We start from the raw sequence: 25,217 nt of genomic DNA on the forward strand, positions 1-25,217 counted from the left end.
TGTTTTCTCTTAATGGTCGTAAATCTTCTATTATATTTTTAGTGCATATAAAGAGACGGAATCGTAAAATCAGAAAATTAGAAAATAAAACAGGATGGGAGTCAGTTATTATGGAGCAATTAAATAATGCGTTTAGCGAGGCATTAGTAAAATCGTTAAGAGGAGAACGAGGACATCTTCCCATCAAGAATGCTTTGTCGGATATAGACGCGGCGCTTGCGGGAAAACGCAAAGAGGAACAGCCTTATTCTATTTATCAATTAGTGAAACACATGACCTACTGGCAAGATTTTCTCTTATTATCCGCTCAGGGGAAGAAGCCTGCATTGCCTGCCCATGTAAAAGAGAGCTGGCCTGAAGAAGAATGTCCTGGCAGTGAGGAAGAGTGGAAACAGATTATTCAGTATTTTCTTCAGGGGATTGAACAGGCATGCACGATTGCCCAAACTGTTCAATTGGACAAAACATTGGAGGAATGGCCTGGTGAAACCCCGGGCGGTGTACTACGCAATATTGCATCTCACAACTCCTACCATTTAGGAGAAATTGTGCTGATTCGCAGATTATTTAGTGCTTGGCCATCGCCAACAGGCGGATATCCGGCCTAAACAAGGAAAGGGTCCCACCCATCCCCATCAACTTAAGAAAAATAAACGCCCCCAAAACGAAATAAATGAGCTGACTTCTCAAAGTAACTACCTGTAGAGAAAGTGAATTTTCGTTTTGGTGGTACTTCAAAACCTTAGCTTGATGGCGATGTGATGGTACCCCTAAAACATCTGGACTTTAATAGCCAACTAAAAAAATGGAAACAAAACGACCTTTAATCAGTCGTTTTGTTTCCATTTCCTTTTTCTAAAATCACAGAAAAGATAAGTACTATAGTTAACACCATAATAAACCTTACTTCACTTCCATCGCTTACAAAAAATGAATACAAAGTATACATTAAAATTAATATTCCATACATAATTTTGTGCAATGAACTCCCCCCTTTTTGCCGTATATATTTTAGTATAAAAGTTTAATTCAAGTCCTATATCAAAATGAAAATAAAAAGCACCTGTGATATACACAAAGTGCTTTTCTCTTGTCAATTTATATATTTTCACTTTATGTATCTATTTTCTTTTTATAACTCAAACCTCTTCGAATCGTACTCTTCTAAAGTTTGCTGCAATTCATTTTCTTCATATGGAATATGTTTATCTGTCTGTACATCTTCAACATTTGCTCCACCTGCTAATAATCTCCTGTACTTAAAAGAGTGCCCTGTTAATACTGTTGTAATCATTTTGCATTGCCCTCCTTTTGTTTGATTACTTGTATCATAAAACAAGTATCTGAAGTTAATATGTAGTCTATCTAGAGTGTATGTAAATTTAAAAAATCTCTAATAAAATGTTTGTGTTCTAACGTTACCACCAAAACTATTGCTCCAAACACCATGCTCTAGCCTCAATTCCTGCTACAGTTCTATATTCAGTAAAACTAGTTGATCCCTATCATATAAAAAGAGCACCATTTTTTGGATGCTCTTCGTTATGACTATATATTATTTAATTTCCTTCTTTTGTTGGTACCATTTTTCCTTCTTGAGAGTCTGTACCTTCTGTTCTTTCAACAGTTTTTGCATGTTCTGGTTTTTCAGGGGCTCCCATTTTAAATCCAGGTTGAGAATCTGTACCTTCTTTTGTTGGTACCATTTTTCCTTCTTGAGAACCTGTACCTTCTGTTCTTTCAACAGTTTTTGCATCTCCTTTAGGAGTTGCTGGCACTGCATCTTTAGGTGCATCAAAGTTTTGTGAGAAAGACGTTGTTCCATCTGCACTCTGTGTAATTACTTGATTTGAACTATCTTCATTTGATTTTAAATTGTCCATTTTCGCATCATCTGCACCTACTGCACCTCCCGCTACTAATCCTGTACTTAAAAGTGCTCCTGCTAATAATGTTTTAATCATTTTTCATTACCTCCTGTTTATTTGTAATATTCATCAAAAAAGTATCTAGAGTTAATGTTTTAGTCATTATCTTTATCTACTTGCTTTTTGATTACATTTAGCATAAGACAAGAATCTATAGTTGATATGGACTGTATCTGGAGATTATGTAAAGAAAAATAGATGATCAGTTGTATATCCTAATGGGTGTTTAGACAAGATTAAAACTTTATATGAGTTTGATAATTGAGTTACCCTTTATTTTTGGGTGGGGTGAAGTGAGGAGCTAACCTTTTCTAATATGAAAGTAAACTTTTGAATAAGAGTTTACTTAACGTACTTTTTTGTTTTGAAGTCTGTATCCCTATTAACAATTTATATTTTTTTTTACTTCCTGACATAATTTAAAATTAAGATGGTTCAAGTCGGAGGAAGGCATCTTAGGGTGTCTTTTCTTTATTTTCAAAAGGACCTGCTCAATTAATACGTAAAAACATAAGGTAAAGTGAATCCATTAAAATACATGAGTGACCTTAATTTTCCCTTCCTACTCAAAGGAGAGATTAAAATGGGCTTTGGTGGTAGTTGCAGTAGTTGTGGCGGCGACTTTGCTTTATTAGTTGTATTATTTATTCTATTAATCATAGTTGGAGCTTCTTGCTTCTGCTAAAAAACTATCGAAAAAGACACTCTTATATGAGTGTTTTTTCTTTATAAAATTTACATTAAATTAACTAAACTTTATAAAGAGATGTAGTAAAATATAAATTGGGTGGGAACCCAGATATATTTGTGCTGTAAGAAAAGTTTTATGTAGATTAAGTAGAGAGAGACACTTCAAGAGGAGTGTCTTTTCTTTATGCGTTAAAGAGCCCACCTATTTCCGTAGGTGGGCCTTATCTTTATTACACAATATCAAAGTATACTCTCTTTTTCTCATAAACTTTATGTAATTATACATATTCATAAAAATTAAACTAAATAAATATTATATGAAGTAAAATATAAATCGTGGACACGTTCTATAAAGCAGATTCTCGGATTAGAAGGCGTAACACATCTCAACCATATAGATGTGGCGTTGCTTTAATCTAGCAAAACAAACGATCTCGATTCTCTTGTATTTGTACACTAACAATCTGGTAAAAATAAATGATTCTGTTTTATAGGACTTGTTTACTTGATGTCCAAATGCATATTATTAAACATAAAAATAACATTGAAACCCATTATCTACTCTTTAACTGGTTCAATCATTACTTAATTTAAACCATTAATCAACGTTCTTTTACTGCAATAACACGAAATATTGTTTTGATGCTAATCTGTTCCGTTAGTTTAATAAGAAAAAATCGAGATACATATAGATCTCGGTTCATAAACCCCTATAGTCTATATTTCATTTGTTTAAGTGTTCATGCATTCTTGGTCAACAACCTGAGAATCAAATAAATGAGCTCTATTTTCAAGTTCACAAGACTTATTCCTTCTTAATTAGCTCTTTTTAGAGGTAATTTCACATTTTGCTTCCGAGTTCCAAACCCTAATGCAATAGCAGCGCCAATACAGCTAGAAAAGCAACCAGCAAACAAATACAATGATGGATCTGACTCACCGATTAAAACGGAAGCTATCCCTCCAATTACCGGGAAAAGTGCAACCATATAGCCACTTTGAGCTCCTCCAATTTTTTCTACAAGCTTCAAATAGAATAACCATGCTAGAAATGAAGCAACCAGAGTTAAATATAGCAACACAGATAAGTATGAAAACGATGTTGGAAATATAAATTTTTGCCCTTGAAATAATACAATTATTCCCATCAACATACTGCCCACTGTAAATCCAATGGCATTTGCATAGATAGGATTCACCTTGTGACTTGCATTTCGTGCCGAGCTGGCATCACCTACTGCGGTAAGAAGCGTACCTACGATCGCAACCATTATTCCTTTTATGTCATTGGACCCTTGAAAGTTGCTCAAATTCGGATAGATGAGAATACATACGCCTAATACACCAAAAATCCCCCCAAACAAAATGCGTGAATGTAACTTTTCTTTTAAAAAAACCCGGAGAGCAATCGGGGTCAAAATCACCTTTAATGAAAAAACCAATGTTACGATTGCTGCAGAACTCAAAATTGTGGCGTAATAAAGGCATAAATAGCTTAATGCAAAGTTACATACACCAAAAACTATTACAAATGGGATATCTTTTCTTGTTGGCATCCCTCTTGGTCGAAGGAACCATACAAGAATCAAAAATAAAAAGGCTGTCATAACTAAACGATAAGTTAAGGATAATTCCAAGCTGACAGGAGTTCCTTGAATTTTTACTGCAATAAAGTTAAGTCCCCATACAATCAAGCAAAATATGTACATAAATATTGTCATAAGTTATCTCCCAGATCAAAATATTTTCTAAATTCATTATTCATTTATACTGTCATTTCTAAAAGGTACAGTTTACAATAAACACAAATGACAGATGAGGTATTTCAATGATGAATGAACTAATATTTAATATCAATCGAGAAAGTAACACTTCTATGTACCACCAAGTTTATCAATACATACGTACTCAGATTTTATCTGGTAAATTAGAAAGGAATACAAAGTTGCCATCGATTAGGCAACTTGCCCTCCAATTAGAGGTTAGCAGAAACACAACTCAGGTAGCCTATGAACAATTGCGATCGGAAGGATATATTCGAAGTGAGAACAAAAAGGGATTTTTTGTAGAGGCCACTATATCGGATGAGATGCTTAATTATGAACCCATTAGAGAACAGCATCATAAAAAAAATCAAACTGCCATGAAAACTATTGACTTTAAGATTGGAACAGTGGATCAAGAGAACTTCCCCTTAAAAAAATGGAGAATGCTTACAAACAAAATCGTTAAAGACTCTAGCATGTTTTCATACGGAGAAAAACAAGGCGATGTTAAATTAAGAAAGGTACTAGCAGATTACTTGTTTCAATCAAGAGGGGTCAATACTTCTGCTGAACAGATTATTATTGGCAGTAGCACACAACACTTGTTATTACTTTTGTCGCTGTTGCTAAAGCAAGACTATCATTATCTAGCAGTAGAAGACCCTGGATATAATGTGGCAAGGGAGCTATTTGCTCTTCAGTCATTTATCATTGATCCGATCCCGGTAAAAGAGCAAGGCATCCAAGTCGATCGCCTTTTGACGTCGCCTTCTAGACTTTTATATGTCACTCCTACTCACCACTTTCCATTTGGAGTGACTATCCCCGTCAATGAAAGATTAAAGTTAATTCAATGGGCAAAAAGGGTGGAAGGATATATTATTGAGGATGATTACGATAGTGAATTTCGATACATCCATCAACCTGTACCGTCTCTTCAAAGTTTAGATTCTAATGATAGGGTGGTTTATTTAGGAACTTTTTCAAAAGCACTGCTACCCTCTATCCGTGTCAGTTATATGGTTTTGCCTAGGAGGCTAGTAAGTGAATATAAAAAGATACTCCCTTTGCTTGAGCAAACCTCTTCATCTATTCATCAGAGAACACTGGCGACCTTTATGAATGAAGGATATTGGTACCCACACTTAAGGAAGATGAAAACTTTGTATAAACGTAAAATGAATCTATTGAATAGGGAATTACTAAAACACTTTAAGAATTATGTTGAAATAAAAGGTGGTAGCTCCGGAATTTTCGTTATTATTGAAGTTAAAACAAAAATGAGTGAAAAAATGCTAATTGAAAGAGCATATGAACACGGAATTGCAGTTTATCCTTGCTCAATATATTTCTCGAAACATATACCAAAATATCCACATATTCAACTTGGATTGGGTAATTTATGTGAAGAAAAGATAATAAAAGGAGTATCTCAACTAGCAAAAATTTGGTTGAAATCTTAATTTCCCCCCTAAAAAAAGTCCCTTTAGATCTTTGAAGTGACCCCTAAAAGTTAGACATGGTTATTTCATTAGGCAGCGTTTTGGGCGTGGGTCCGGTATTGTATCGGACTCATACCCTTTAATTTTGCCTTAATTCTCTTATGATTATAGTAAGATATATATTTTGCTAGTTCTTGTTCAAAATGTTCCATATTCTTAAAGTCTTTTCGATATAAAAATTCAGATTTCATAATACCAAAGAAATTTTCGATAACTGCGTTATCGTAACAGTTCCCTTTCCGAGACATACTTTGTGTAATACCACGTTTATGAAGAGAATCACGGTATTTTTTCATTTGATAGTGCCAACCTTGATCGGAATGAATAAGGAGGGCATCCTCATCTGTTAAGCGTTCAAAGGATTGGTCTAACATATTAGAAACAAGGGCGTAGGTTGGCCTTGAACCAATTGTATACGTGATAATTTCACCATTAAACAAGTCCAACATTGGCGATACATATAATTTCTCTCCAAATAATTTAAACTCCGTAATATCCGTGACCCATTTTTCGTTTGGCCTTTCTGCTTTGAAATTACGTTCTAAAATATTAGGGGCAATCTTTCCAACAGTTCCTTTATAAGAGCGATATTTCTTCATACGGACCAAACACTTTAATCCTAATTCTTTCATAATGCGTTGTATCTTTTTGTGATTTATTTTATGTCCACGATTAGTAAGTTCATCACGAATACGGCGATAACCATAACGGCCTTCATGTTCATGATAAACAGCTTGAATTAATACTTTCAAATCTGCATCTGGATCCGGACGTTTGGCATTTTTTAACCAATAATAATATGTGCTACGTGGAATATTGGCAAGCACTAAAAGTGATTGTACCGGAAATTGATGCCTTAATTCATAAACTACTTGCGCTTTGTCTTTTTTTGTGACTTCTGTTTGTTTTGAACTAAGGCATTCAACTTTTTTAAATACGCATTCTCCATACGTAACCTTTCTAACTCCTCTTGGAGTTCTTCAATGGAGCCTTCGACTGGTAATTGCTTTTTCACTATTTTGTGATTTTTATTATTCATAGACGGATGCCTCTTTTCTTTAAGTTGTAGGGCATCCAATCCTTCTGTTTCATAAGCTACTTTCCATTTACGAACCGTTTCATAAGATGGAATATTAAAAATTGCCGCTGTTTCCCTAATAGACGTCCTATTTTCAATCATATAGTTAAGTACGTCTAGTTTAAATTGCGTAGAGTAAGATGTATAGCGTTTTTCAAAAGCTTTTTCACCGGAATATTCATATCGGCTAATCCAGTGATAAAATACCCGCTGATCCACGCCTATAGATTTAGCAATGCTTGTCCCGCCTTCTGGGCCTTCTAAATATCGTTTTACTGCTTGTATTTTTTCTTTTGAAGAAAATTTAGCCATAAAAAAACTGCACCTCCAATTGTTAGTCGTGTCTAACAATTGGGGTGCAGTTCACTTCTAAAGAGACTTTTCATTCACATAATCCTATCTATAGTTAAACAATTTATTAAATAAATCTTATTTGTCTTGTTTTATTTAATAAATTGTTTAGGCATTTCTTTAACGTGCTTATCATCATCACGCCAATCATAAGTTTCTTTCTGTGAAATATCTAAAATTTGATCTCCAATTTTAACACTATGCTTATTTACCCATTCAATATATGGATCCGTATCTGGATAGTTCCAATATATATTTTCCTCTGAATCTGTATCAAGGTTAACTAATTCACCTCTAACAGCATCCGCACTTAATGATCCTGCATTATGAAAATAAGTCTTAATGAGATATTTTCCATCGGGGGATTTCACTGTTCGAATTAATTCACCTTTTGGAACACCTTGCAAACTAAAGAATTTCCAATATCCAAATCCAATTATAATTACTAACATGGAAAGTACAATTATTAATACTTTTCTTTTTGTTTTTTTAATTTTACCTTTTGTATTTATATTACTCATTCAACTCCAGTCCATAAAATATAAACCATATTATACCATTAAATACAAATCCTTTCTTATAGTTATTATAAAAAGAGCATATTTCACATAATTATCGTTATCGGAAGACAGCTATTTTTATAAATACAAAGAAGAGAAAATCATCTAGATTCTACAGAACATCTTGATTGTGATACATTTATAGAATCTCTTGTTTTGCAATTGATATCTTAGTGGAGGGAATCCGATGAAAAAATTTGTTTTGATATTTGGGGCACAAGCAGTTGGGAAAATGACAGTTGGACAAGAACTAGCAAAGTTAACTGATTTAAAATTATTTCATAACCATATGACAATTGATTTATTGGAGCCACTGTATGGGTTCTCTTCGGAAATGTGGCGATTAACACATCTTTTTCGAAAAGAAATATTTCAATCATTTTCAAAAAGTGACCATTATGGAATGATTTTTACATACGTATGGGCGTTTAATGAAAAGCAAGATTGGGATGATGTTGAAAGCATATGTAATATTTTTCGTTCTCAAGGAGTTGATATTTATTTCGTTGAACTAGAAGCTGATATAGAAGAAAGACTTCAACGGAATAAAACACCTAATCGACTTGAACATAAGCCAACGAAAAGAAATATTGAACAATCTGAACAAAATTTATTAAGCACATTTGAAAGTCTTAGATTGAATTCAAAAGAAGGAGAAATTACAGAGAAAAATTATATAAGAATCAATAATACGAATATAAACGCTACAGAAGTAGCTCAGATTATAAAGAAAGAATTTCAACTATAATTTTTTAATCATAACAAATTGAGCAGTCCGGGTTTTATGAATATCGCATACATTTCCAGTTAACATAACGCTCTATTATTGGTAGCAAGGACAAGGAGGAACCCCTACTCTCATAAGGGAACCTCCTTTTTTATTCTATGGATCTATGCATTTTTTTATACATTCCTATTTTGGCGTGCCTTTTGGCCCCCCATAGTTCCCTATGTCTCCCGATTTTTTACATACAATCTTGCATGCTCTTAGCGCGGGGTTTTTCCGAAATGCTGGCGGTACCCATTGCCATCAGCCTAAGAAAACAGATCACCCCCAAAACGATAAATAAGCTTTTTCATTACAAGAAAGCCTAAAAATTTCGTTCTGAGGGTGTAATGAAACCTTAGCTTGATAGGCATGGCGTACCGCCCACGTTTTAACGATTTTATAAGCCAAGAGATTCTGATTTAAATGATGCGTTCTGAGACACTATTCTTCTTCTAAAATAGAGTAATAATATTCATCCCACCATTCATTACCATGTGGTATACACTTCCTGAAATAGCCTTCTCTTCTCATTCCAATCTTCTCCATCACTCGATATGATGGGGTATTCTGTGGCTGACATGTAGCTATAATTCTATGTAATTTCATTTCCTTAAACCCATATTTCAAAGTAGCTTTTGCTGCTTCAGAAGCATATCCTTTATTGAAATATTTAGGATTGAACACCCAACCAATCTCATAAGTATGTTCACCAAAATATTTATGAAAAACAATATGACCAATTAGGGTATTGTCATCTATTAATATCACAGGAAAGTTCTTTGCATTTTCACCAATGTTTTCATTCACAAAGTTTCTTGTATCTTCTTCAGTAAAAACCCCTTCGGGTATGTATTTCATAACATTGATATCTGATGTATACTCATGGGCAGCTTGCCAATCTTCCAACTCAAATTTTCGTATCAATAATCGTTCTGTCTTTACAAACATTTACTTTTCCCCCTCAAAAAATCGTAACTTTATTTCGAATCCACATTTAACCCCAAAAACAAAAAGAACTTGTAGGAATCACTACAAGTTCTTTTTCAGATAGTGTAAAAAAGGGCAAAACAAACTAATTCAACATACAAAACAGGGAAACCATTTAGATTATTGCCTAGCTATATTATATAACAAATATTAACAAACAAAGATTTTAATTTTGAAAATTATGTGAATTATAAAAAAGAATAGTTCATTGTGTTTTATGCCCCAAAAAATCCATTTATTCATTTTATATAAAACATATTAAATCAACATTGATATCATAATAAATTAGTGAAAATATAGGTATAGGTAAACAGAGAAGAATATAGCATTCTTACAGACAGACATATACTTATAATCAGCAATAATTTACATATAAAAAATGAAGGTATAGTTATGTTCACCTATAAATTATAAAAACAGACATTTGTTAGCTATTTCTATTTTCGTTTATTTTGTTACCCTTTATCATCCCTTAACAACAAATAAGACGCTAAATCGAACACAACAGCGCCTAATACAGTAATTCCTATATACATGTTATAACCTCATCAAATGTCCATTTTGGCCATTAATGTGTAATTTCTATATAGCAAAGAAAAAACACCCGTTTTGGATGCTTTTAAATCTTTTCTATAACATAAACCATTGTCTTTTTTGATGGTGCTTGATAAGAGTGACCTTGATTTTTATGAACATATATTTCATATTTACCCATCACTTGAAATCTTTCTTTTTCAGATTCACCGAACTTTTTTACAGAATCGCATAAAATAGTTAATTCCTTTCTATTATTGCATAACAAATTAGAAATCTGTTTTTCGGTATATATTCCCCCTTCGGCTAATTCTTTCAACATCTCTCCATATTGCATAAATTCTCCACCTTTCCCAATCTATTCATTCAACAGAAAACATAATTATCCTTTTATTCAAATGAACAAAAAGCGATTACTGAAGTGATGGCTCTAAAGAGGATTGGAGAAGACATAGCATCTTCCTAGTTTCTTTTCTAATCGTTCTAACGCTTCAACACAATCCTTAGCTACAGAAGTTAATACCTTAATATTTTCGTTAGCTTCTTTTGTATCTACATCAACTTTCACTGAAACTACATTCCATATCATTTCGAGAAAATTGTACGCTAAGAAGTTAATAAAGGTTGTAATCACTTAACAAGCGTTTATAAATGTTTTCGATTATAAAATAGAGTACTAAACTTTTGATATGAAAGCATACACCTCTGAATCATAATTTTTTTGGAAGTGAAAAGTGAAGCCCTAAAGCAGCAAATGTATAATAAATGAAATTCACTACTTATGTTTTGTTAGACCATCTGATAAACATTCAATCATTTTTTTCATCATCTTCGAAAAAGTCGGTTCTCCAATCTCTTGTCGATGTAATGGAATAAGTATGGTTGTTCGAAAAAGGCCAATAAGTACTTCAGGATCATCCTCTGTAACGCCTTTTTCCTGTAGAAATTTAACAAATGCTAAAGAACTATCTAAATCTTCCTTTGCATGTTTATCTAGAAGTTCCTTAGGAAGTCTTTTCACAATTCGATCATATTCGCCTCTTTGATAAAGACTTTGTAAAAATGGGTTTTGTTCTATAGTTTTAAAAGATAATTCAAAGAAACGAATTAAAAGTTCTTTTGGAGGTAGAGACTCACACATAATTTCTGAAATAATTGTATTTTTTACTTCTTCCTCTTTTCGCAATACTGCGTAAAACAACTCTTCTTTTGATGAATAATATGAATAAAAAGAACCCTTTGCAATTCCACATGCATTTACTATGTCATCAATACTAGTTTTAGAGAATCCATATTGAATAAACAGTTCTTTACTCTTAAAGAGAAGATTTTCATGTATCTGTTTTCTCTGCTCAGATGAAATTCTTGCCATAATGTATCCCCGCCTTTTTTTATTTGACTATTTATAGACATTTAGTCGAATATCTGATAGGTTTATTTTATTGAATTATTCGTATTTTGTAAATACATAAATGTTAGCTGTGATAAAAGACCAGATTATACTAAATAAAGGGGGAAAGACATGGCAACAAAAAATAATATATTAATTCATGGGTTTGTTGCACCGGGATTTGAACTGGTAAAGAATGAGTTCATTAGAAACTTTAGTGAGAGAGGGGAAGTTGGGGCGGCCTTTTCTGTATATATTAATAATGAAGCAGTCGTTGATTTATGGGGTGGATATCGAGATCGACAAACTCGTGCGGAATGGGAAAAAGATACACTTGTTCAAGTGTTTTCAGCTACAAAAGGTTTTGCTGCATTGGCTTTAAGTTTAGCGCATTCTAGAGGTTACATTAACTATGATGAAAAAGTGTGTTTATATTGGCCTGAGTTTGCTCAGAATGGAAAAGAAAACATAACCGTTAGACAGCTTCTAGCACATCAAGCTGGATTGTCACCTCTCAATGAACTTAAAATTGATATGTTAGAAGACTTAGATACCTCTCGTCTGTCAAATTCCCTTGCTGCAAGCAAACCTGCTTGGGAGGTTGGGAAAATTCAAGGATATCATGCCTGGACAATTGGAACCTTAATTGGAGAAATGATTAAAAGAACAGACCCTAAACATCGGACCCTAAAAGATTTCTTTCAAGAAGAAATAGCAGAACCACTAAAAGCAGAATTTTATATGGGTCTTCCTAAAGATATTTCTGAAGAGAAAATAACAACTATTGAAGGAATAAATCACCCCATTCAGTTACTTAAGGGGATGACAAAGCTACCTATAAAAATGTTACTTGGTTTTCTTAATAAAAAGTCATTAGTAGCTAGAAGTTTAGTAGATCCAAAAAAATTCGTAGCAAATAATAATTTTAATCATCGTCCTATTTTATCTATAGAATTCCCTTCAGGAAATGGTGTGGGACAAGTAAGAGCAATGGCAAAAATTTATGGTGCTTTTGCTAGTGGTGCAAAAACTCTCGGATTAAGGGAAGAAACAATAAATGAATTAAGGAAAAGAGCTATCCCTCCGACATCAGGGTATTATGATCATGTGAATTGTATAAACATAGCCTATTCTTTGGGATTTTGGAAACACTTTTCAGATATGAAATTCGGGCGAAGCGAAAGCTCTTTTGGTCACCCAGGCGCAGGAGGATCATTCTGTTTTGCCGATCCAGATGAAAAGTTAGGTTATGCTTATGCGATGAACAAACATGGATTTGGCATGGCCAATGAACCAAGAGAACTTGCACTAAGAAAAGCCTTATACAGTTGCCTCTGAAAAAATAAAAATACGTGAAAATAGTTAGGGATATTTTCATTTTGTACGGTTGTTGGCTATGAATAGTGGAATAAATATTAAGTATTCAGCAGTTTAAATAGAACGAGTCATCTTTTTATTTTAAGAAAAAAGATGACTCGTTCTATGCTGAAATTCGCTTAGCGTATATTTTCGTTAAAATGTGGGCGCGACCCCATGCCCATCAAGCTAAGCTTATATAAGTTTAATTTCATGTGAAATCCTTTCTTTTTTCTAAAAATCCAGTGTAAGCTCTTTAAAGACTTGCATACCAAATAAACCCTAACGGGTTTCATTTTTTTAATTAAGCTACATGATTATGAGTAACGAAACAAGTGTATATGACACCCAATATATCAAAGACTGTTTTCTTCTCGTATCGATGAGATTTCCTTCCGTTTTTCTGCAAAAAATTAAACAAACGAAGCAAGATTTTTGATAGTTCTTGAGTATCTTTTTGTAGAGCTTGATAAAGAAGTAGAAAGTAATCTTTAATCATATATATGGCCTTATATTCACTCAGCTCTCGTTTCTTCTTGGTGAGGCGTAATTGACGCATTTGAAACATGGTGGAGGAACAAAGAAGGATACTAATTAATTGTCCATATAAATGACATTCTAGCCGTTCTAATTTTACAGAATTACAATGATGAATACGAAAAAATGATTTCCATGTTTTAAATATCAATTCAATTTGCCATCGTAAGGAGTAAAAATCATATACTTGTTCCCTTGGTAGGTATTCCGAAGGGATATTTGTAATGTAGAAGTTGATTTCACTAAGTCGCTTACTGCGTTCTTTATAGGTGATTTGCTTCTTGTGTTCTTTAGAAGCTAAGTTCTTTTGTCTACGTTTCATTTGCGTTTCAGTTAATTTATACAGAATAAGTCTTGCAGGAAGTTTTTGATACATTCCAATATAAATCTCAGGAATCTCATATGTTTCACCAGACTGTAATTGGTCAATAAATTGCTCCATATCTAGTTGGACGTACTCAGAGTGTTTTTTTATTGTTCCATTTTGAAAGTATTTAGGCTCTCTATTCTTCTGATATATACGAGTATTGAGCTTTAATCGGGAAATAAAATAAGCACCACACTCGTCTATCGTATGCAGATCTTTCAAATCAAAATATCCTAAATCACGTATACATACATCGTGCGGTTGAAGAGACGTTAAGCAAGTAGAACCATAATTTTTATCATTGTGCTTTCCAGACCCTACATGAACATGTAAAAACTGACCACTAAGTAAATCGTACTCTAGTTGAATTTTTACACCAGCACTATGACCACTACCTCCTGAACCTTGATATGTAGAAGCAAATTTATCTGGAATCTGAAAATGTGTAGAATCCAATACACGAATACTGCGAAAATGGTTTGTATATAGAGTTGAAATCTTATTAGATGTACAGAGTTGTTGGTGGAGTAAATAGGTTAATATTTGTTGTAAAAACTGCACAGCCTGAGAATTAAATCGTTGATTGAGTCCTTCTGGACTCATAGAAATACCTGTATTCGTTTCTAAGCGACTACATAATTGTGTCAATGAAGTATGAGCTATATTTTGACTTAACCAAACACATAAAGCCACTAAATCTTGAGCACGGTATTTACTTTTTCGTTGAACAAACCCTATCTCTCTAGCTAACTGTTCTAAAACATGAGGTGACATATATCGTTGTAATTCTTTAGAAAACAATTCTAGTTCATCTAAAATCGATAATTTCATACAAAAACGCCATCCTTTCTGTATATTTCTACAAAAAGAATAACGTTTTCTGTGAATTATGGATATAAATTTATCTTAGGTTGATAGTGATGTGGCGGGACCCCAATTATATTTCAACCTCTGTTTCTGATAAATTCAATGCTTTTCCGCCTACCTTTACCTCAATAATTTCTTTCCCTTGAGTGGTTAACGCTATAACTATTTCCGAAGGTTTTTTCATAGAGTAACCTTGCTCAACAGATATATTAATAACATGTTCAGGTTTGATTTTACCATATTTATATAGATAACATGAAAGGGCACCATTGGATGTACCAGTTGCAGATTCTTCGGGAACTCCATATAAAGGTGCCAAATTTCTACAGTGAGCATTTGAACCCTTTAGTGATTCAAGGGTAAAAATATGATAACCAATGGTATTATATTTACTGCTGATATTTGTTACTTTTTCAAAATCTGGCTTTATAGAATTTAATATATCTAAGTTTTTAATCGGTACAAGTATATCCCTAAGGCCAGTAGATACAATTTGCACTGGTAGATCCCCCAACATTTCATCTATAGTAATATTTAAGGAATCTGCAATTTCCTCCTTATCTATTATTTCATAATAGCTTGGAGCATTTTGATCCATCATAATTGATAGGTCTTCCATTACTTCTACATTTAAAATTCCAGCCTTTGTTTCTTGAGAATATTTTCCTGGTTTAATATATCCTTGGCTTGAAAGTGTATAGAACGCTGCTATCGTTGCATGGCCACAAAGATCAACCTCTTCATTAGGTGTAAAGAATCTAACCTTGAAGTCAGCAAGGTCTGACTTCATGACAAAAGCAGTCTCACTAAAACCGATGATACCTGCTATTTTTTTCATGTCCTCATCTGATAGATAATCAGCGCTAAGTACCACTCCGGCAGGGTTCCCTCCCTCAATGGATTTTGCAAATGAATTTAATGTATAAACTTTTAACTTCATAATATGATCCCTCCAAATTGTATATCGCTTTTATATTTGCACGATTGTCCCAACATTCATTTCTTCTGCTTTTGATACAATATATTTTGAAACTGCAAGATCCTGCAATGCTATGCCAGTACTATCAAAAATCGTAATTTCTTCATCACTTGTACGTCCTTTCGCATTTCCAAGTATGAATTGTCCGATTTCAGTCAAATTGTTTTTGCCTAATATACCAGCCCTTATAGCACTTTGTGTTTCTCCGACTGTCGATGCTTGTGTAATATCATCTACATATACAGAAGCTACCTCAAAGATCTTTTCATCTATTTCCTGTTTTCCAGTCATGTCTGCCCCCACACAGCTGAAATGTATGCCTGGCTTAATCCACTCCTTAAAAATCAGTGGTTTTCGCGAAGGCGTTATCGTAATTACTGCATCGATTTCTTCCAAAGCTTTCACTGGATTTTCTACAGCTACAAACTGAACTGACTCAATTCTTTGTTTCCAGCTCTTATTATAAGTATCGTTGATATCATTTATAATTTTTTCTAGTTCCGTCTTTATTGAATACTGGAAGTTTGATGCATTTTCATATTTTATGGGGTCATATATATATACCTTGGTTATTGTCTGAACTTGAGACAGAGTGGCTGCTATTTGAAAAATCGCCTGAACCCCTGTCCCAACAATCATTAGTGTTTTTGAATCTTGTTTTGACAGGTGTTTCACGCCTATTGAACCTGCTGCTCCAGTACGCATTCCTATCAAATAACTTGCGTTGATCATTGCCTTAGGAAATCCATTCTTTAAATCAAATAACATAGTCATCCCTGTTATAGCTGGAAGTCCTTGATTTTTATTATCACCAAACCATGAAACGAGTTTTAATCCAAACACATCTTCTTCATTAAGCATCCCTGATTTAATATCCATTTCTGCCCTACCCTCAAAAATCACCTCAGATACCATGGAGAATAGTCTCGCCTGATTGTTGGCTTTAAGCGCATAGGCTTTTTCTACACATGCTACTGTATTCTTGATATCAAGAATGTTCTTAACATCATTATCACTTAGAATTCTTATTGGTACCATAGTTATCATTCTCCTTTAAAATTTTAATATCTGTTAATGTAATTGTATTTGAACAACAACAAAAAGTCTCCAACCATCCTTGGTTGTTATTTAACCAACCAAATGATATGGTAAAAGTACTATGATTTTGGAGGAATTTCATGTTAGATATCAACTGGAGACCTGATAGAAATAATCCTACTCGATTGAATATACAGATTGTTAACTTCATAAAGGACAAAATAGCAACTGGAGAATGGCCGGTTGGTTTCAAATTGCCAAGTCAGCGGACACTTTCTGAAATTTTCAGTGTAAACAGAAGTACCGTAGTATCTGCCCTTGAAGAGCTGGCAGCTGAAGGCCTTATTAACGGTAACGCTGGTGGAGGTACAAAAGTAATAAACAATACATGGACATTAATGTCCATTAATCATTCACATAATTGGCTTCCCTATATTTCTTCGGGATTACATCAAACAAATCAAAAGATAATGCAGCAGATCAATCAGGCTGAATTCCAACCTGATATCATCCGAATGGGGTCCTGCGAACCTTCCCCTGAATTAATACCTAACAAAATGATTCAGGGAGTACTAAAAAAACTGTCTAAGTCTATGGGATCGCTAGGTTATGAAGAACCAAACGGAAATATCCATCTAAGAAGAGAGGTATGCACATACCTTAAAACAATAGGAATAGAAGCTGATCCATCCTCAGTTTTGATTACCTCTGGTGTTTTGCAGGCACTGCAGCTTATTTCCCTTGGCCTTTTGCACACGAACTCAGTAGTATATGTTGAAAAGCCATCCTACCTATACTCTCTTAGAACCTTTCAATCCTTCGGAATGCAGCCTTCGGGAATTAAGCTGGATGAAGAAGGTATAGAAATAAAAGAATTGATTGATCGACATAGGCGGAGAAAAGGAGCAATGCTTTTTACAATACCTACTTTTCAAAATCCTACCGGAAGCGTCATGTCACTTGAAAGAAGAAAAACGCTTGTTGATGCGTGTGGTAGGGAACGTTTGCCCATTATCGAGGATGATGTATATAGGGAGCTTTGGTTTGATGAACAACCTCCACAGCCAATAAAGGCATTTGATAACAATGGACTTGTATTATATATTGGTGGAATATCGAAGAATTTAAGTCCTGGTCTTAGGATTGGATGGATTGTTGGATCAGAAAAAGTCATTGAAAGATTGGCAGATATAAAAATGCAAACTGATTATGGAACCAGCTCACTCTCCCAGAATGTAATCACAGAACTATTTTCTAGTGGTCTTTATTATCAGCATAACGATATAATGAGGAAAAATGTTAAGCTCCGAAGAGATGTTGCTCTTGAAGCATTAAAGAAATATTTTACCAGCATCGGTACATGGAATATCCCTAGGGGCGGATATTTCATCTGGCTTAAGTTAAATAAAAGTATATCCATGTACCAGCTTTTTACTAAAGCCTTAAGTCGGAAAATACTTGTTCACCCTGGAGATTTGTATGAGTTTCACTCTGATCAATATTTAAGAATTTCTTATTCTTATGCATCCTTAAATGAAATTGACTACGGAATTAAAACTCTTTCAGAATTGGTAGCAGAACAAATTTTTTAAGTTTTATATAGAGATTTAAATATTGCAGATAATTATAAAAATGAGTATTGAATAACCACTGTATGAGATTCGAAAGCATCATCAACTCCTATAGTTCCTGTAGTTTTGAATCATTAATCTAGCTAATTTTCTAAAAAACCAATTGTCTTATAACTCAAATAAACTATGCCCAGAACCCGAACTTTAACACAAATATCCATAGTTCTGCGTATTTGTTCGGCCCCCATGCCCATCAACTTAAGAACTTTATAACGCCCCGAAACAAAAGACTTGTACTTTTTTACCTGGGATGTCAATTTTCTCGTTTTGGGGTATTTGCTTTTCTTAGCTTGATGGCGATGTGGTGCTACCCCATGCCCATCAAGCTAAGATTTTAAAGTATCCCCTAAACGGAAATTCTATATTTTTTATAGTACAAAAGTTTAATTTTATCGTTTTGGGGAAGAATATGTTTCTTAAGTTGATAGCGATGGGGACGGCCCCTCTAACCCTTTAACTGAAAGAAAACTTGTTCAATATTGCCTCAGTACCAAGTATGACCGTGTTAAGCTCATTCCCTCGGCTATCTTGTCCCCTTCTGAAATAGAGACTGCGTAAAAAATTCTTGCTGTTCACGCGAGCAATCACCTGACTGCGACTTCTCGGCAAATTGCAGCATTGCGCTAAGCCGCTAATCCAATTAGCGATTTCTTGATGTGGAAGTAACTCTTTGTCAATCATCGTATCCACGATGTTTACCAACCGCTCATCATCCTCATCGCTAAAAATGTGTCTACCATTATGAAGCATGCCAGAAATAGCGACAAGAACCTCACGCAGCATTGCGACGCTGCTCTCCTCGCACTGCACCAGCTCAACAAAAACATCCGCACCATGAGACGCGCTGTGAGCCCAGCCTCCTACTGAAAGGTAACCTCGCAGATCCTTCTCCTCTTTATAATAACGGAGCATCACATGCATTAATTGCTCAATTTCCGCTTGATTAAAAAATGGATTCTGTCTGTGGCGTTGCACAATCAAAGCGATAGGTAAGGCAGAGAACGTCCTTGTAAAAACTGACTGATCATCCTCGCTACCAATACTATAGAACAAATGGTTCTCATCAGTCAGAACAGTTAAGAGGCTTCGTAACTCCTCTTCACTGAATCTATTCTCTTCCTTAATCCACATATAAAACATCGAATAAATCAGGTTATCCCGTAATTCTGGCTGAGGATCGCCAATATATTGAAGTAACAAAGGTAAGAAATCTTGATGCTGCTCACCTTCGCGTAACTGATACTCATCCTTCTCAATTCTTTGTAAATCCAGCATCAATTTAATCCTTGTATCGCTCATTTCCCCATCTCCTTCAACATTAACATAATTTCCTCTATAACAACTCCTGGCTCATCATGATGAATATAATGTCCACTTCGACTAGCAATCCGGTACTTGCTTGACGTTGATAGCCATTGGAATTCTGCTTGGAGTTTTTGCTCAATTTTCAATATTTCTTGAGATGGCCATCCCTCTTCAACATTGTCAGGTAAACCTCTTGTAATAATTGTAAGAGGGAGGTTACTTTGATTTGAATGATCAACGATTTGCTTATAACTTTGTATTTTATCAATCTTCTCACTATTCAACATAGGATTCTCGTAATATTCCCTATTTCTTGCACGCAGATTTTCGGGTAGAACCTTTTCATAGGCAAGTTCTTTATATTCCGGTGCAGCGTCAACCAAAACCATACCACAGATGTTCAGTGGATAAAGGCTGGCATATAATCTAGCGACCAAACCACCAAAAGAATGCCCCACCAATATATAGGGCTTCTCCACTTCAAGCGCTAGCAACAATTCGTTGAGCTCCTCGACTAGATCATAGCAAGTCGTGGGGACGGATGCGACTTGACTCCTGCCAATACCCGACCTGTTATAGGAAAAGGTTGATGCTTTTTGCGATATTCGATCTTGGACTTTTTTCCATGTCTCATAGCTATCGCCTAACCCTGCTATGAAGATTACGCTTGGAATACTGTTACGTGAATATTTATTTAATAGTCTGCGATTATCACAGATATCAATTATCTTTTCATTTTGTATAGTCACTTTTAATCACCCAGTTCAATTATAAGCTTCACACTATCATTATTTCTATAATAATTTGATTATTGTATTTTTTGCGAATTTTCCTGTTTTTTATTTTGTAACTTCAGCTGAAACTGAAGAAGAACAAGTAAATGCCTTAAGAAAAATTTTAATTGCATTTCATGATCGATTAACTAGAGAAGAAGTTTCGATTTTTGCCCAAAAAGATCATTTATTTTCTAAATTTAAACTTCCTTTAGATATGCTATACAGCCCAGAAAAGCCTAATTTAGATGAGTTTAAACTATATATCACTAAGATTTTTTATCAAGAATTTGAATTGAAATACTTATTATTAAGTTAAAAAAACAATGTATTTTTGTGAATGTCTGTGATTATCTTTTAGAGCAATTAAAAATGAGTACTAACGTTTGATTATATAGATAGATAAAGGTAGCATAAATAATTATTAAACGGCTATTTGGTACCGCTACATCGCTATAAAACTAAGGTTTTGCACTATCCATAAAGCGAAAAAGGCGTTATCCTTTCTGTAGAATTATAGGAAAGGATGGCGTTTTTTATGTCTGTTTCTGTGTCTGATGAATTACAACTATTTGCTCAAGAGATTCAAAGTTTTTTATCTCCAAATACCTTACGGGATCTTGCTAGAGATGTTGGTTTTGTACAGCGAACTAGTAAATACCAAGCAAAAGATTTAGTCGCTTTATGTATATGGATGAGTCAAAATATCGCTACAACCTCTTTAGCTCAGTTATCTAGCTGTTTAGAAGCATCCACAGAAGGACTGAATCAACGGTTTAATACATCAGCCGTTCAGTTTTTACAACATATATTGACTAACCTTCTAAATAAAAAATTAACTTCATCTATGCCACTTTCTTCTCCATACACCTCTGTTTTCAAGCGTATTCGCATTTTAGATTCCACTGCATTTCAGCTTCCAGATATATTTTCAACCATTTATCCTGGGGCTGGAGGATGTAGCCATACTGCTGGGATGAAAATTCAACTTGAATATGACCTATTAAGCGGACAATTCCTACATATCCATACAGGTCCAGGGAAACAACATGATCGAACCTATGGTTCTCTGTGTGTTCCAACTGTAACACCAAATGATTTATGTATCCGTGATTTAGGGTATTTTCATTTAAAAGATCTTCAACATATACAAGATAAAAAGGCTTACTATATCTCTCGTATTAAATCCAATACACGTATTTATCAAAAAAATCTCACACCTGATTATTTTCAGGATGGAAGAATCAAAAAAGGTACAGAGTATATACAGATAGATATGGAGGCATTAATGAACTCTCTCCAACCAGGGCAAACCTATGAAATATCCGATGCTTATGTAGGAATGACTGATAAAGTACCAACTCGTGTAATTGTTCATCGACTTACAGATGAACAACAACAAAAACGATTGCAAGATCAAGCTGTAAGAGAGAAAAAGAAAGGAATAAAGTATTCCCCTCGTAGTAAACGTCTCAGTGGTATCAATGTATATATGACAAACACCTCTACAGATACTGTCCCGATGGGACAAGTACATGATTGGTACTCTTTACGTTGGCAAATCGAGATTTTATTTAAAACATGGAAATCATTCTTTCATATTCACCATTGTAAAAAGATAAAACGAGAAAGATTAGAATGCCATTTGTATGGACAACTGATCGCTATTCTCCTCTGTTCTTCTACTATGTTTCAAATGCGTCAATTACTTCTTATGAAAAAGAAACGAGAGCTGAGTGAATATAAGGCCATATATATGATTAGAGATTATTTTTTTCTTATTTATCAAGCCATACAGAAAGACATCCAAGAATTATCAAAGATTCTCATTCGCCTGTTCAACCTCCTACAGCAAAATGGGCGAAAATCTCACAGATATGAGAAGAAAACAGTCTTTGATATATTAGGTGTCGTTTACAATTATACCATTTCTGAAGATCAAGCGGCCTAATTCAAAAAATGAAACCCGATAGGGTTTATTTCGCATGCAAACCTTTAAATTCTCTAAGCCTGGCTTTTAGAAAAAAGAAATAATCTCTACTATACTTGACATTGTATAATCTTAGCTTGATAGCGATGTGGTGCTACCCCATCGCTATCAAGCTAAGGTCTTGAGGTACCCCCTAAACGAAATTTTTACTTTTCTACATATTATTATCTTATTATAAGCGTTGATGACATAATATTCGAAAACAGAAGCCAACATAAACTTACTAACCAAGGTTTACATACATAAAAAGGCTCGCTATTGTTAAGCAAGCAATCTGATTAATCATCATCAGCATTCTTATAAGAAGTATAAAAAAGCTAGTAAAATACTAACCTTTTTATACATAAATAAATATTGAATATGAGAATTTAATTACATTTACATGAATACTGTCCTTAAAATTGTTTATGACGGCAATTTTATTTCATAATGTGATAGTTGTTTTCCTTGGTAATCTTTATCATAAGAAAATTGGAATCCTAAGGTCTCTAATACCTTTTTTGATTTATCATTTGTAATTTTAATTCTCGCAATTAGTTTTTTAATTTCCATCGAGTTAGTAGCATACTGTATAGATGCTTTTGCAGCTTCTGTTGCATAACCTCTTCCCCAAAATTCTGGATCTAAAAGATACATAATTTCAACTTCCTCTTCTTTTTGATCTACATATCTTAAGCCACAATGCCCTATAATTTCCCCTGTACATTTATTTAAAACTGCCCATACACCAAAGCCATATTGATTCCAATGATCTATGAACTTTTCAACATATATTTTTGCTTCTTCTATTGTCATTCCTCTAGATGCTGCAAGCCATTTACCGACGGTATCATTTTTTACGATATTATAAATATCATTAATATCTTCTAAACTTATTTTCCTCAAATATAGCCGATCTGTTGTAATTGTTTTTTCGTCTATTTTAACATTCATACAACGCTCTCCTTTAGACAGTAATCAATATTTTTTATTTTATTACGTTCCCCTGTTTTTCCCACAACAACTATTACTGTTGATTCGAAATAAAGTTTAATCAAATTAGTACTAATCCCCTTAATAAATGAACAAATAGAAAGAGCAGATTTTGAAAAAAGGCTGCTCAAAACCTGTTATAAATATATACATATAAAATTACTATTTAAAAAAGTTTAATCATTTTTCAGGCTGTCTTATTCTCAAATCTAAATTAATTAAATTAGCTATTAACAAATGGTGAGAACTTATCTGCATACTTAGTTGGCGTAAATTTAATTAATTCATATTCAGCAACTTGATTTTTATAAAAAGGGTCTTCTGTTAACATTTTTTGAACAGTAACCTCATCATCCGAATTAACTAAAATAACTCCACCAATTCTAGGATCACGTCTTCCGGAGAAAATGAAGTCGCCTCCTTTGTAATGTTTATCTAAGAAATCTACATGTTCTTCCAGAAAATCTTCGACTTCACTTAATGGTTTCACATATTTTAATAGAACTATAAACATAACCCCATCCACCTTTCCGTATACATCATTTTTCTATATTTACCATTATAAACCTATAATCTTGGGAATCATTGTAGTAAAACATAAGAATAAATAAAATTTGTTCAAAAATAAAAGAAATAAGTTTCCAGCTAAACTTTTTTTAAAATCTACAATTACTTATATCTTTCCTCCAGATTATTAAGTAGCGGAGCACAACACACCCTCATCAAATTAAAATAAATTTATATCCATATAACTAAAAAAACGCCATCCTTTCCTATGATTCTACAGAAAGAATAGCGTATTTTTCTTTTTATGGATACATTTTTTTAGCTCGATAGCGATGTGGTGTTACCACAAATATAATTATTTTATTTGAAGGTCTCTTTTAAATTTGTTTCAAATCTTTTCATAGGTTGGTATACAAGAACGTGTAGTGATAAACCTATCACTGCAGTAATGTTTAAAATAATACTTATAATCATTAAAGACCATTCTATAACTGGAGAAAAGTATCCATTCATACTTAATGTAGAAGAACTTACACCAAGTATTAAAATAACTATTAGTAAAGGTAAGTTTTTAACCAATTTGAATCCCCCCTTTAAACACGATATCCTTATATCATTATATTATATAATAATTATATGATTAATTATAAGATAGTTATCTATGGGAATTTAACTTATTTTTTCGTTTTTGGGGGTATTTTGTCTTGTTAGTTTGATCACGATGTGGTGCTAGCCCTAAATAAATCTTAGATACTAGTACTAATTAGTCTGTTCATTTTGCTTAACCAATACAGATAATCATATTAACTCAAGCCGGTTCTGGTGCAAGAAATCTATAAAACTTGGACATACTGATACTAGTACTCTAAAAAAAGGATGTGATCAGCATGGAAAAGCAAATCAAGCGCTAAAAGAGGAAAAACATATGCTCGAAGGCATAAAGCTAAGACAAGTTAAATATCTCAATAATATAGTGGAACAAGATCATCGTTTTATTAAAAAACGTGTGCGTTCTATGTTAGGGTTCAAGTCTTTTAGCACAGCTACATCCATTCTTGCAGGAGTAGAAGCCATGCATATGATTAAAAAAGAACAGATTGATTTACAGGATCAGTCTGTTCAAAAACAGAAAAAATTTATCCATCAATTATTCGGGCTAACAGCATAAAATACAATTCCGCTAGAAATATATGTGCTATATTCTCTTTTAGTTTATCTTTGCACCAGAGCCTAAAAGAAGAGCCTTACTACATTTGAAATGTAGTAAGGCTTTTTAAATTACAATTAGATTTTCCGAGTTGAATTCAATTTCTGACTGACAGGTTCCTAACAATTAATCA

At 33.8% G+C, this 25,217-nt stretch carries 24 protein-coding genes and 2 pseudogenes; 9 read left to right on the forward strand and 17 right to left on the reverse strand.

All coding sequences use genetic code 11. From position 1 onward, the window contains the following. Positions 1-110: 110 nt before the first annotated feature. Complete coding sequence (locus tag ACP6L7_RS31955; protein ID WP_430529676.1) at positions 111-608, forward strand: DinB family protein; 498 nt, start codon at positions 111-113, stop codon at positions 606-608. 215 nt (positions 609-823) lie between these two features. Here ACP6L7_RS31955 and ACP6L7_RS31960 read toward each other — a convergent pair whose 3' ends face one another. From ACP6L7_RS31960 to ACP6L7_RS31970, 3 genes are all read right to left on the reverse strand, one after another. Further along, entirely contained in the window at positions 824-982 is a 159-nt protein-coding gene (locus tag ACP6L7_RS31960; RefSeq protein WP_430529677.1) for a hypothetical protein, read from the reverse strand. A 150-nt stretch (positions 983-1,132) separates the two neighbouring features. Continuing rightward, positions 1,133-1,294, reverse strand: coding sequence for a hypothetical protein (locus ACP6L7_RS31965; protein ID WP_430529678.1), 162 nt, complete (start codon positions 1,292-1,294; stop codon positions 1,133-1,135). 265 nt (positions 1,295-1,559) lie between these two features. Beyond that, positions 1,560-1,964, reverse strand: coding sequence for an alpha-ketoglutarate permease (locus ACP6L7_RS31970; protein WP_430529679.1), 405 nt, complete (start codon positions 1,962-1,964; stop codon positions 1,560-1,562). 547 nt (positions 1,965-2,511) lie between these two features. Here ACP6L7_RS31970 and ACP6L7_RS31975 point away from each other — a divergent pair. Beyond that, a complete protein-coding gene (locus ACP6L7_RS31975) occupies positions 2,512-2,613 on the forward strand; it encodes a YjcZ family sporulation protein (RefSeq protein ID WP_430529680.1) in 102 nt (33 codons plus the stop codon). An 820-nt stretch (positions 2,614-3,433) separates the two neighbouring features. Here the strand turns inward: ACP6L7_RS31975 and ACP6L7_RS31980 are convergent. Continuing rightward, positions 3,434-4,339 carry a DMT family transporter gene (locus ACP6L7_RS31980; protein ID WP_098791750.1) on the reverse strand — a complete coding sequence of 302 codons (906 nt, stop codon included), beginning with the start codon at positions 4,337-4,339 and terminating at the stop codon, positions 3,434-3,436. Positions 4,340-4,446: 107 nt separating this feature from the next. On the opposite strand from ACP6L7_RS31980, the gene pdxR reads away from it, so the two are divergent. Then, the gene (gene pdxR, locus ACP6L7_RS31985; RefSeq protein ID WP_430529681.1) at positions 4,447-5,847 is read left to right on the forward strand and encodes a MocR-like pyridoxine biosynthesis transcription factor PdxR; all 1,401 of its coding nucleotides are present in this window, start codon (positions 4,447-4,449) and stop codon (positions 5,845-5,847) included. 68 nt (positions 5,848-5,915) lie between these two features. Here pdxR and ACP6L7_RS31990 read toward each other — a convergent pair. Further along, positions 5,916-7,276, reverse strand: a protein-coding gene (locus tag ACP6L7_RS31990) for an IS3 family transposase (RefSeq protein ID WP_430528870.1) whose coding sequence is annotated in 2 segments (ribosomal slippage) — positions 5,916-6,820 and positions 6,820-7,276 — 1,362 coding nt in all. Because the reading frame shifts where the segments join, the coding sequence is not laid out codon by codon here. Positions 7,277-7,407: 131 nt separating this feature from the next. Then, positions 7,408-7,836 carry a DUF5412 domain-containing protein gene (locus tag ACP6L7_RS31995; RefSeq protein WP_430529682.1) on the reverse strand — a complete coding sequence of 143 codons (429 nt, stop codon included), beginning with the start codon at positions 7,834-7,836 and terminating at the stop codon, positions 7,408-7,410. Between the two features lie 226 nt (positions 7,837-8,062). On the opposite strand from ACP6L7_RS31995, the gene ACP6L7_RS32000 reads away from it, so the two are divergent. Beyond that, on the forward strand, positions 8,063-8,623 hold the full coding sequence (locus ACP6L7_RS32000; protein ID WP_098791808.1) for an AAA family ATPase: 561 nt from the start codon (positions 8,063-8,065) through the stop codon (positions 8,621-8,623). Positions 8,624-9,085: 462 nt separating this feature from the next. On the opposite strand, the gene ACP6L7_RS32005 is transcribed toward ACP6L7_RS32000, so the two are convergent. From ACP6L7_RS32005 to ACP6L7_RS32015, 3 genes are all read right to left on the reverse strand, one after another. Continuing rightward, positions 9,086-9,592 (reverse strand): GNAT family N-acetyltransferase, encoded by a 507-nt coding sequence (locus ACP6L7_RS32005; RefSeq protein WP_430529683.1) that lies wholly within the window; start codon positions 9,590-9,592, stop codon positions 9,086-9,088. Positions 9,593-10,250: 658 nt separating this feature from the next. Beyond that, on the reverse strand, positions 10,251-10,502 hold the full coding sequence (locus ACP6L7_RS32010; RefSeq protein ID WP_098791805.1) for a hypothetical protein: 252 nt from the start codon (positions 10,500-10,502) through the stop codon (positions 10,251-10,253). Between the two features lie 438 nt (positions 10,503-10,940). Continuing rightward, positions 10,941-11,537 carry a TetR/AcrR family transcriptional regulator gene (locus ACP6L7_RS32015; RefSeq protein ID WP_097833128.1) on the reverse strand — a complete coding sequence of 199 codons (597 nt, stop codon included), beginning with the start codon at positions 11,535-11,537 and terminating at the stop codon, positions 10,941-10,943. A 150-nt stretch (positions 11,538-11,687) separates the two neighbouring features. Between ACP6L7_RS32015 and ACP6L7_RS32020 the strand changes: the two genes are divergently transcribed. Beyond that, entirely contained in the window at positions 11,688-12,893 is a 1,206-nt protein-coding gene (locus tag ACP6L7_RS32020) for a serine hydrolase domain-containing protein (protein ID WP_098791804.1), read from the forward strand. A gap of 322 nt (positions 12,894-13,215) precedes the next feature. Here ACP6L7_RS32020 and ACP6L7_RS32025 read toward each other — a convergent pair whose 3' ends face one another. The 3 genes from ACP6L7_RS32025 to ACP6L7_RS32035 form a co-directional block, all read right to left on the reverse strand. Next, a complete protein-coding gene (locus ACP6L7_RS32025) occupies positions 13,216-14,646 on the reverse strand; it encodes an IS4 family transposase (protein WP_430529684.1) in 1,431 nt (476 codons plus the stop codon). Between the two features lie 106 nt (positions 14,647-14,752). Beyond that, positions 14,753-15,622 carry a PhzF family phenazine biosynthesis protein gene (locus tag ACP6L7_RS32030; RefSeq protein WP_087952151.1) on the reverse strand — a complete coding sequence of 290 codons (870 nt, stop codon included), beginning with the start codon at positions 15,620-15,622 and terminating at the stop codon, positions 14,753-14,755. A gap of 30 nt (positions 15,623-15,652) precedes the next feature. Beyond that, positions 15,653-16,699: an ornithine cyclodeaminase family protein gene (locus tag ACP6L7_RS32035; protein WP_098791799.1), complete on the reverse strand. Its 1,047-nt coding sequence runs from the start codon at positions 16,697-16,699 to the stop codon at positions 15,653-15,655. 140 nt (positions 16,700-16,839) lie between these two features. Between ACP6L7_RS32035 and ACP6L7_RS32040 the strand changes: the two genes are divergently transcribed. Continuing rightward, positions 16,840-18,291 (forward strand): aminotransferase-like domain-containing protein, encoded by a 1,452-nt coding sequence (locus ACP6L7_RS32040; protein WP_098791797.1) that lies wholly within the window; start codon positions 16,840-16,842, stop codon positions 18,289-18,291. 492 nt (positions 18,292-18,783) lie between these two features. Here ACP6L7_RS32040 and ACP6L7_RS32045 read toward each other — a convergent pair whose 3' ends face one another. Further along, on the reverse strand, positions 18,784-19,629 hold the full coding sequence (locus ACP6L7_RS32045) for a DUF2785 domain-containing protein (protein ID WP_098453091.1): 846 nt from the start codon (positions 19,627-19,629) through the stop codon (positions 18,784-18,786). Continuing rightward, positions 19,626-20,384, reverse strand: coding sequence for an alpha/beta fold hydrolase (locus ACP6L7_RS32050; RefSeq protein ID WP_098791795.1), 759 nt, complete (start codon positions 20,382-20,384; stop codon positions 19,626-19,628). Before ACP6L7_RS32050 ends, ACP6L7_RS32045 begins: the two co-directional genes overlap by 4 nt. Before the next feature lie 55 nt (positions 20,385-20,439). On the opposite strand from ACP6L7_RS32050, the pseudogene ACP6L7_RS32055 reads away from it, so the two are divergent. Both ACP6L7_RS32055 and ACP6L7_RS32060 read left to right on the forward strand, forming a co-directional pair. After that, positions 20,440-20,798: pseudogene (locus ACP6L7_RS32055) on the forward strand (DUF1878 family protein). 148 nt (positions 20,799-20,946) lie between these two features. Next, positions 20,947-22,359, forward strand: coding sequence for an IS4 family transposase (locus ACP6L7_RS32060; protein WP_430529685.1), 1,413 nt, complete (start codon positions 20,947-20,949; stop codon positions 22,357-22,359). Positions 22,360-22,803: 444 nt separating this feature from the next. Here the strand turns inward: ACP6L7_RS32060 and ACP6L7_RS32065 are convergent, their stop codons facing one another. The 3 genes from ACP6L7_RS32065 to ACP6L7_RS32075 form a co-directional block, all read right to left on the reverse strand. Continuing rightward, positions 22,804-23,331: a GNAT family N-acetyltransferase gene (locus ACP6L7_RS32065; RefSeq protein WP_098791793.1), complete on the reverse strand. Its 528-nt coding sequence runs from the start codon at positions 23,329-23,331 to the stop codon at positions 22,804-22,806. 262 nt (positions 23,332-23,593) lie between these two features. Next, a complete protein-coding gene (locus tag ACP6L7_RS32070; protein ID WP_098791792.1) occupies positions 23,594-23,884 on the reverse strand; it encodes a YciI family protein in 291 nt (96 codons plus the stop codon). Positions 23,885-24,237: 353 nt separating this feature from the next. Beyond that, on the reverse strand, positions 24,238-24,456 hold the full coding sequence (locus tag ACP6L7_RS32075) for a hypothetical protein (RefSeq protein WP_002090568.1): 219 nt from the start codon (positions 24,454-24,456) through the stop codon (positions 24,238-24,240). 196 nt (positions 24,457-24,652) lie between these two features. On the opposite strand from ACP6L7_RS32075, the pseudogene ACP6L7_RS32080 reads away from it, so the two are divergent. Then, positions 24,653-25,045: pseudogene (locus ACP6L7_RS32080) on the forward strand (DDE-type integrase/transposase/recombinase); the annotation flags it as partial. Positions 25,046-25,217: the final 172 nt, after the last annotated feature.

The organism is Bacillus silvicola (assembly GCF_050524305.1).
In the GTDB taxonomy this organism is placed as follows: Bacteria; Bacillota; Bacilli; order Bacillales; family Bacillaceae_G; genus Bacillus_A; species Bacillus_A cereus_AT.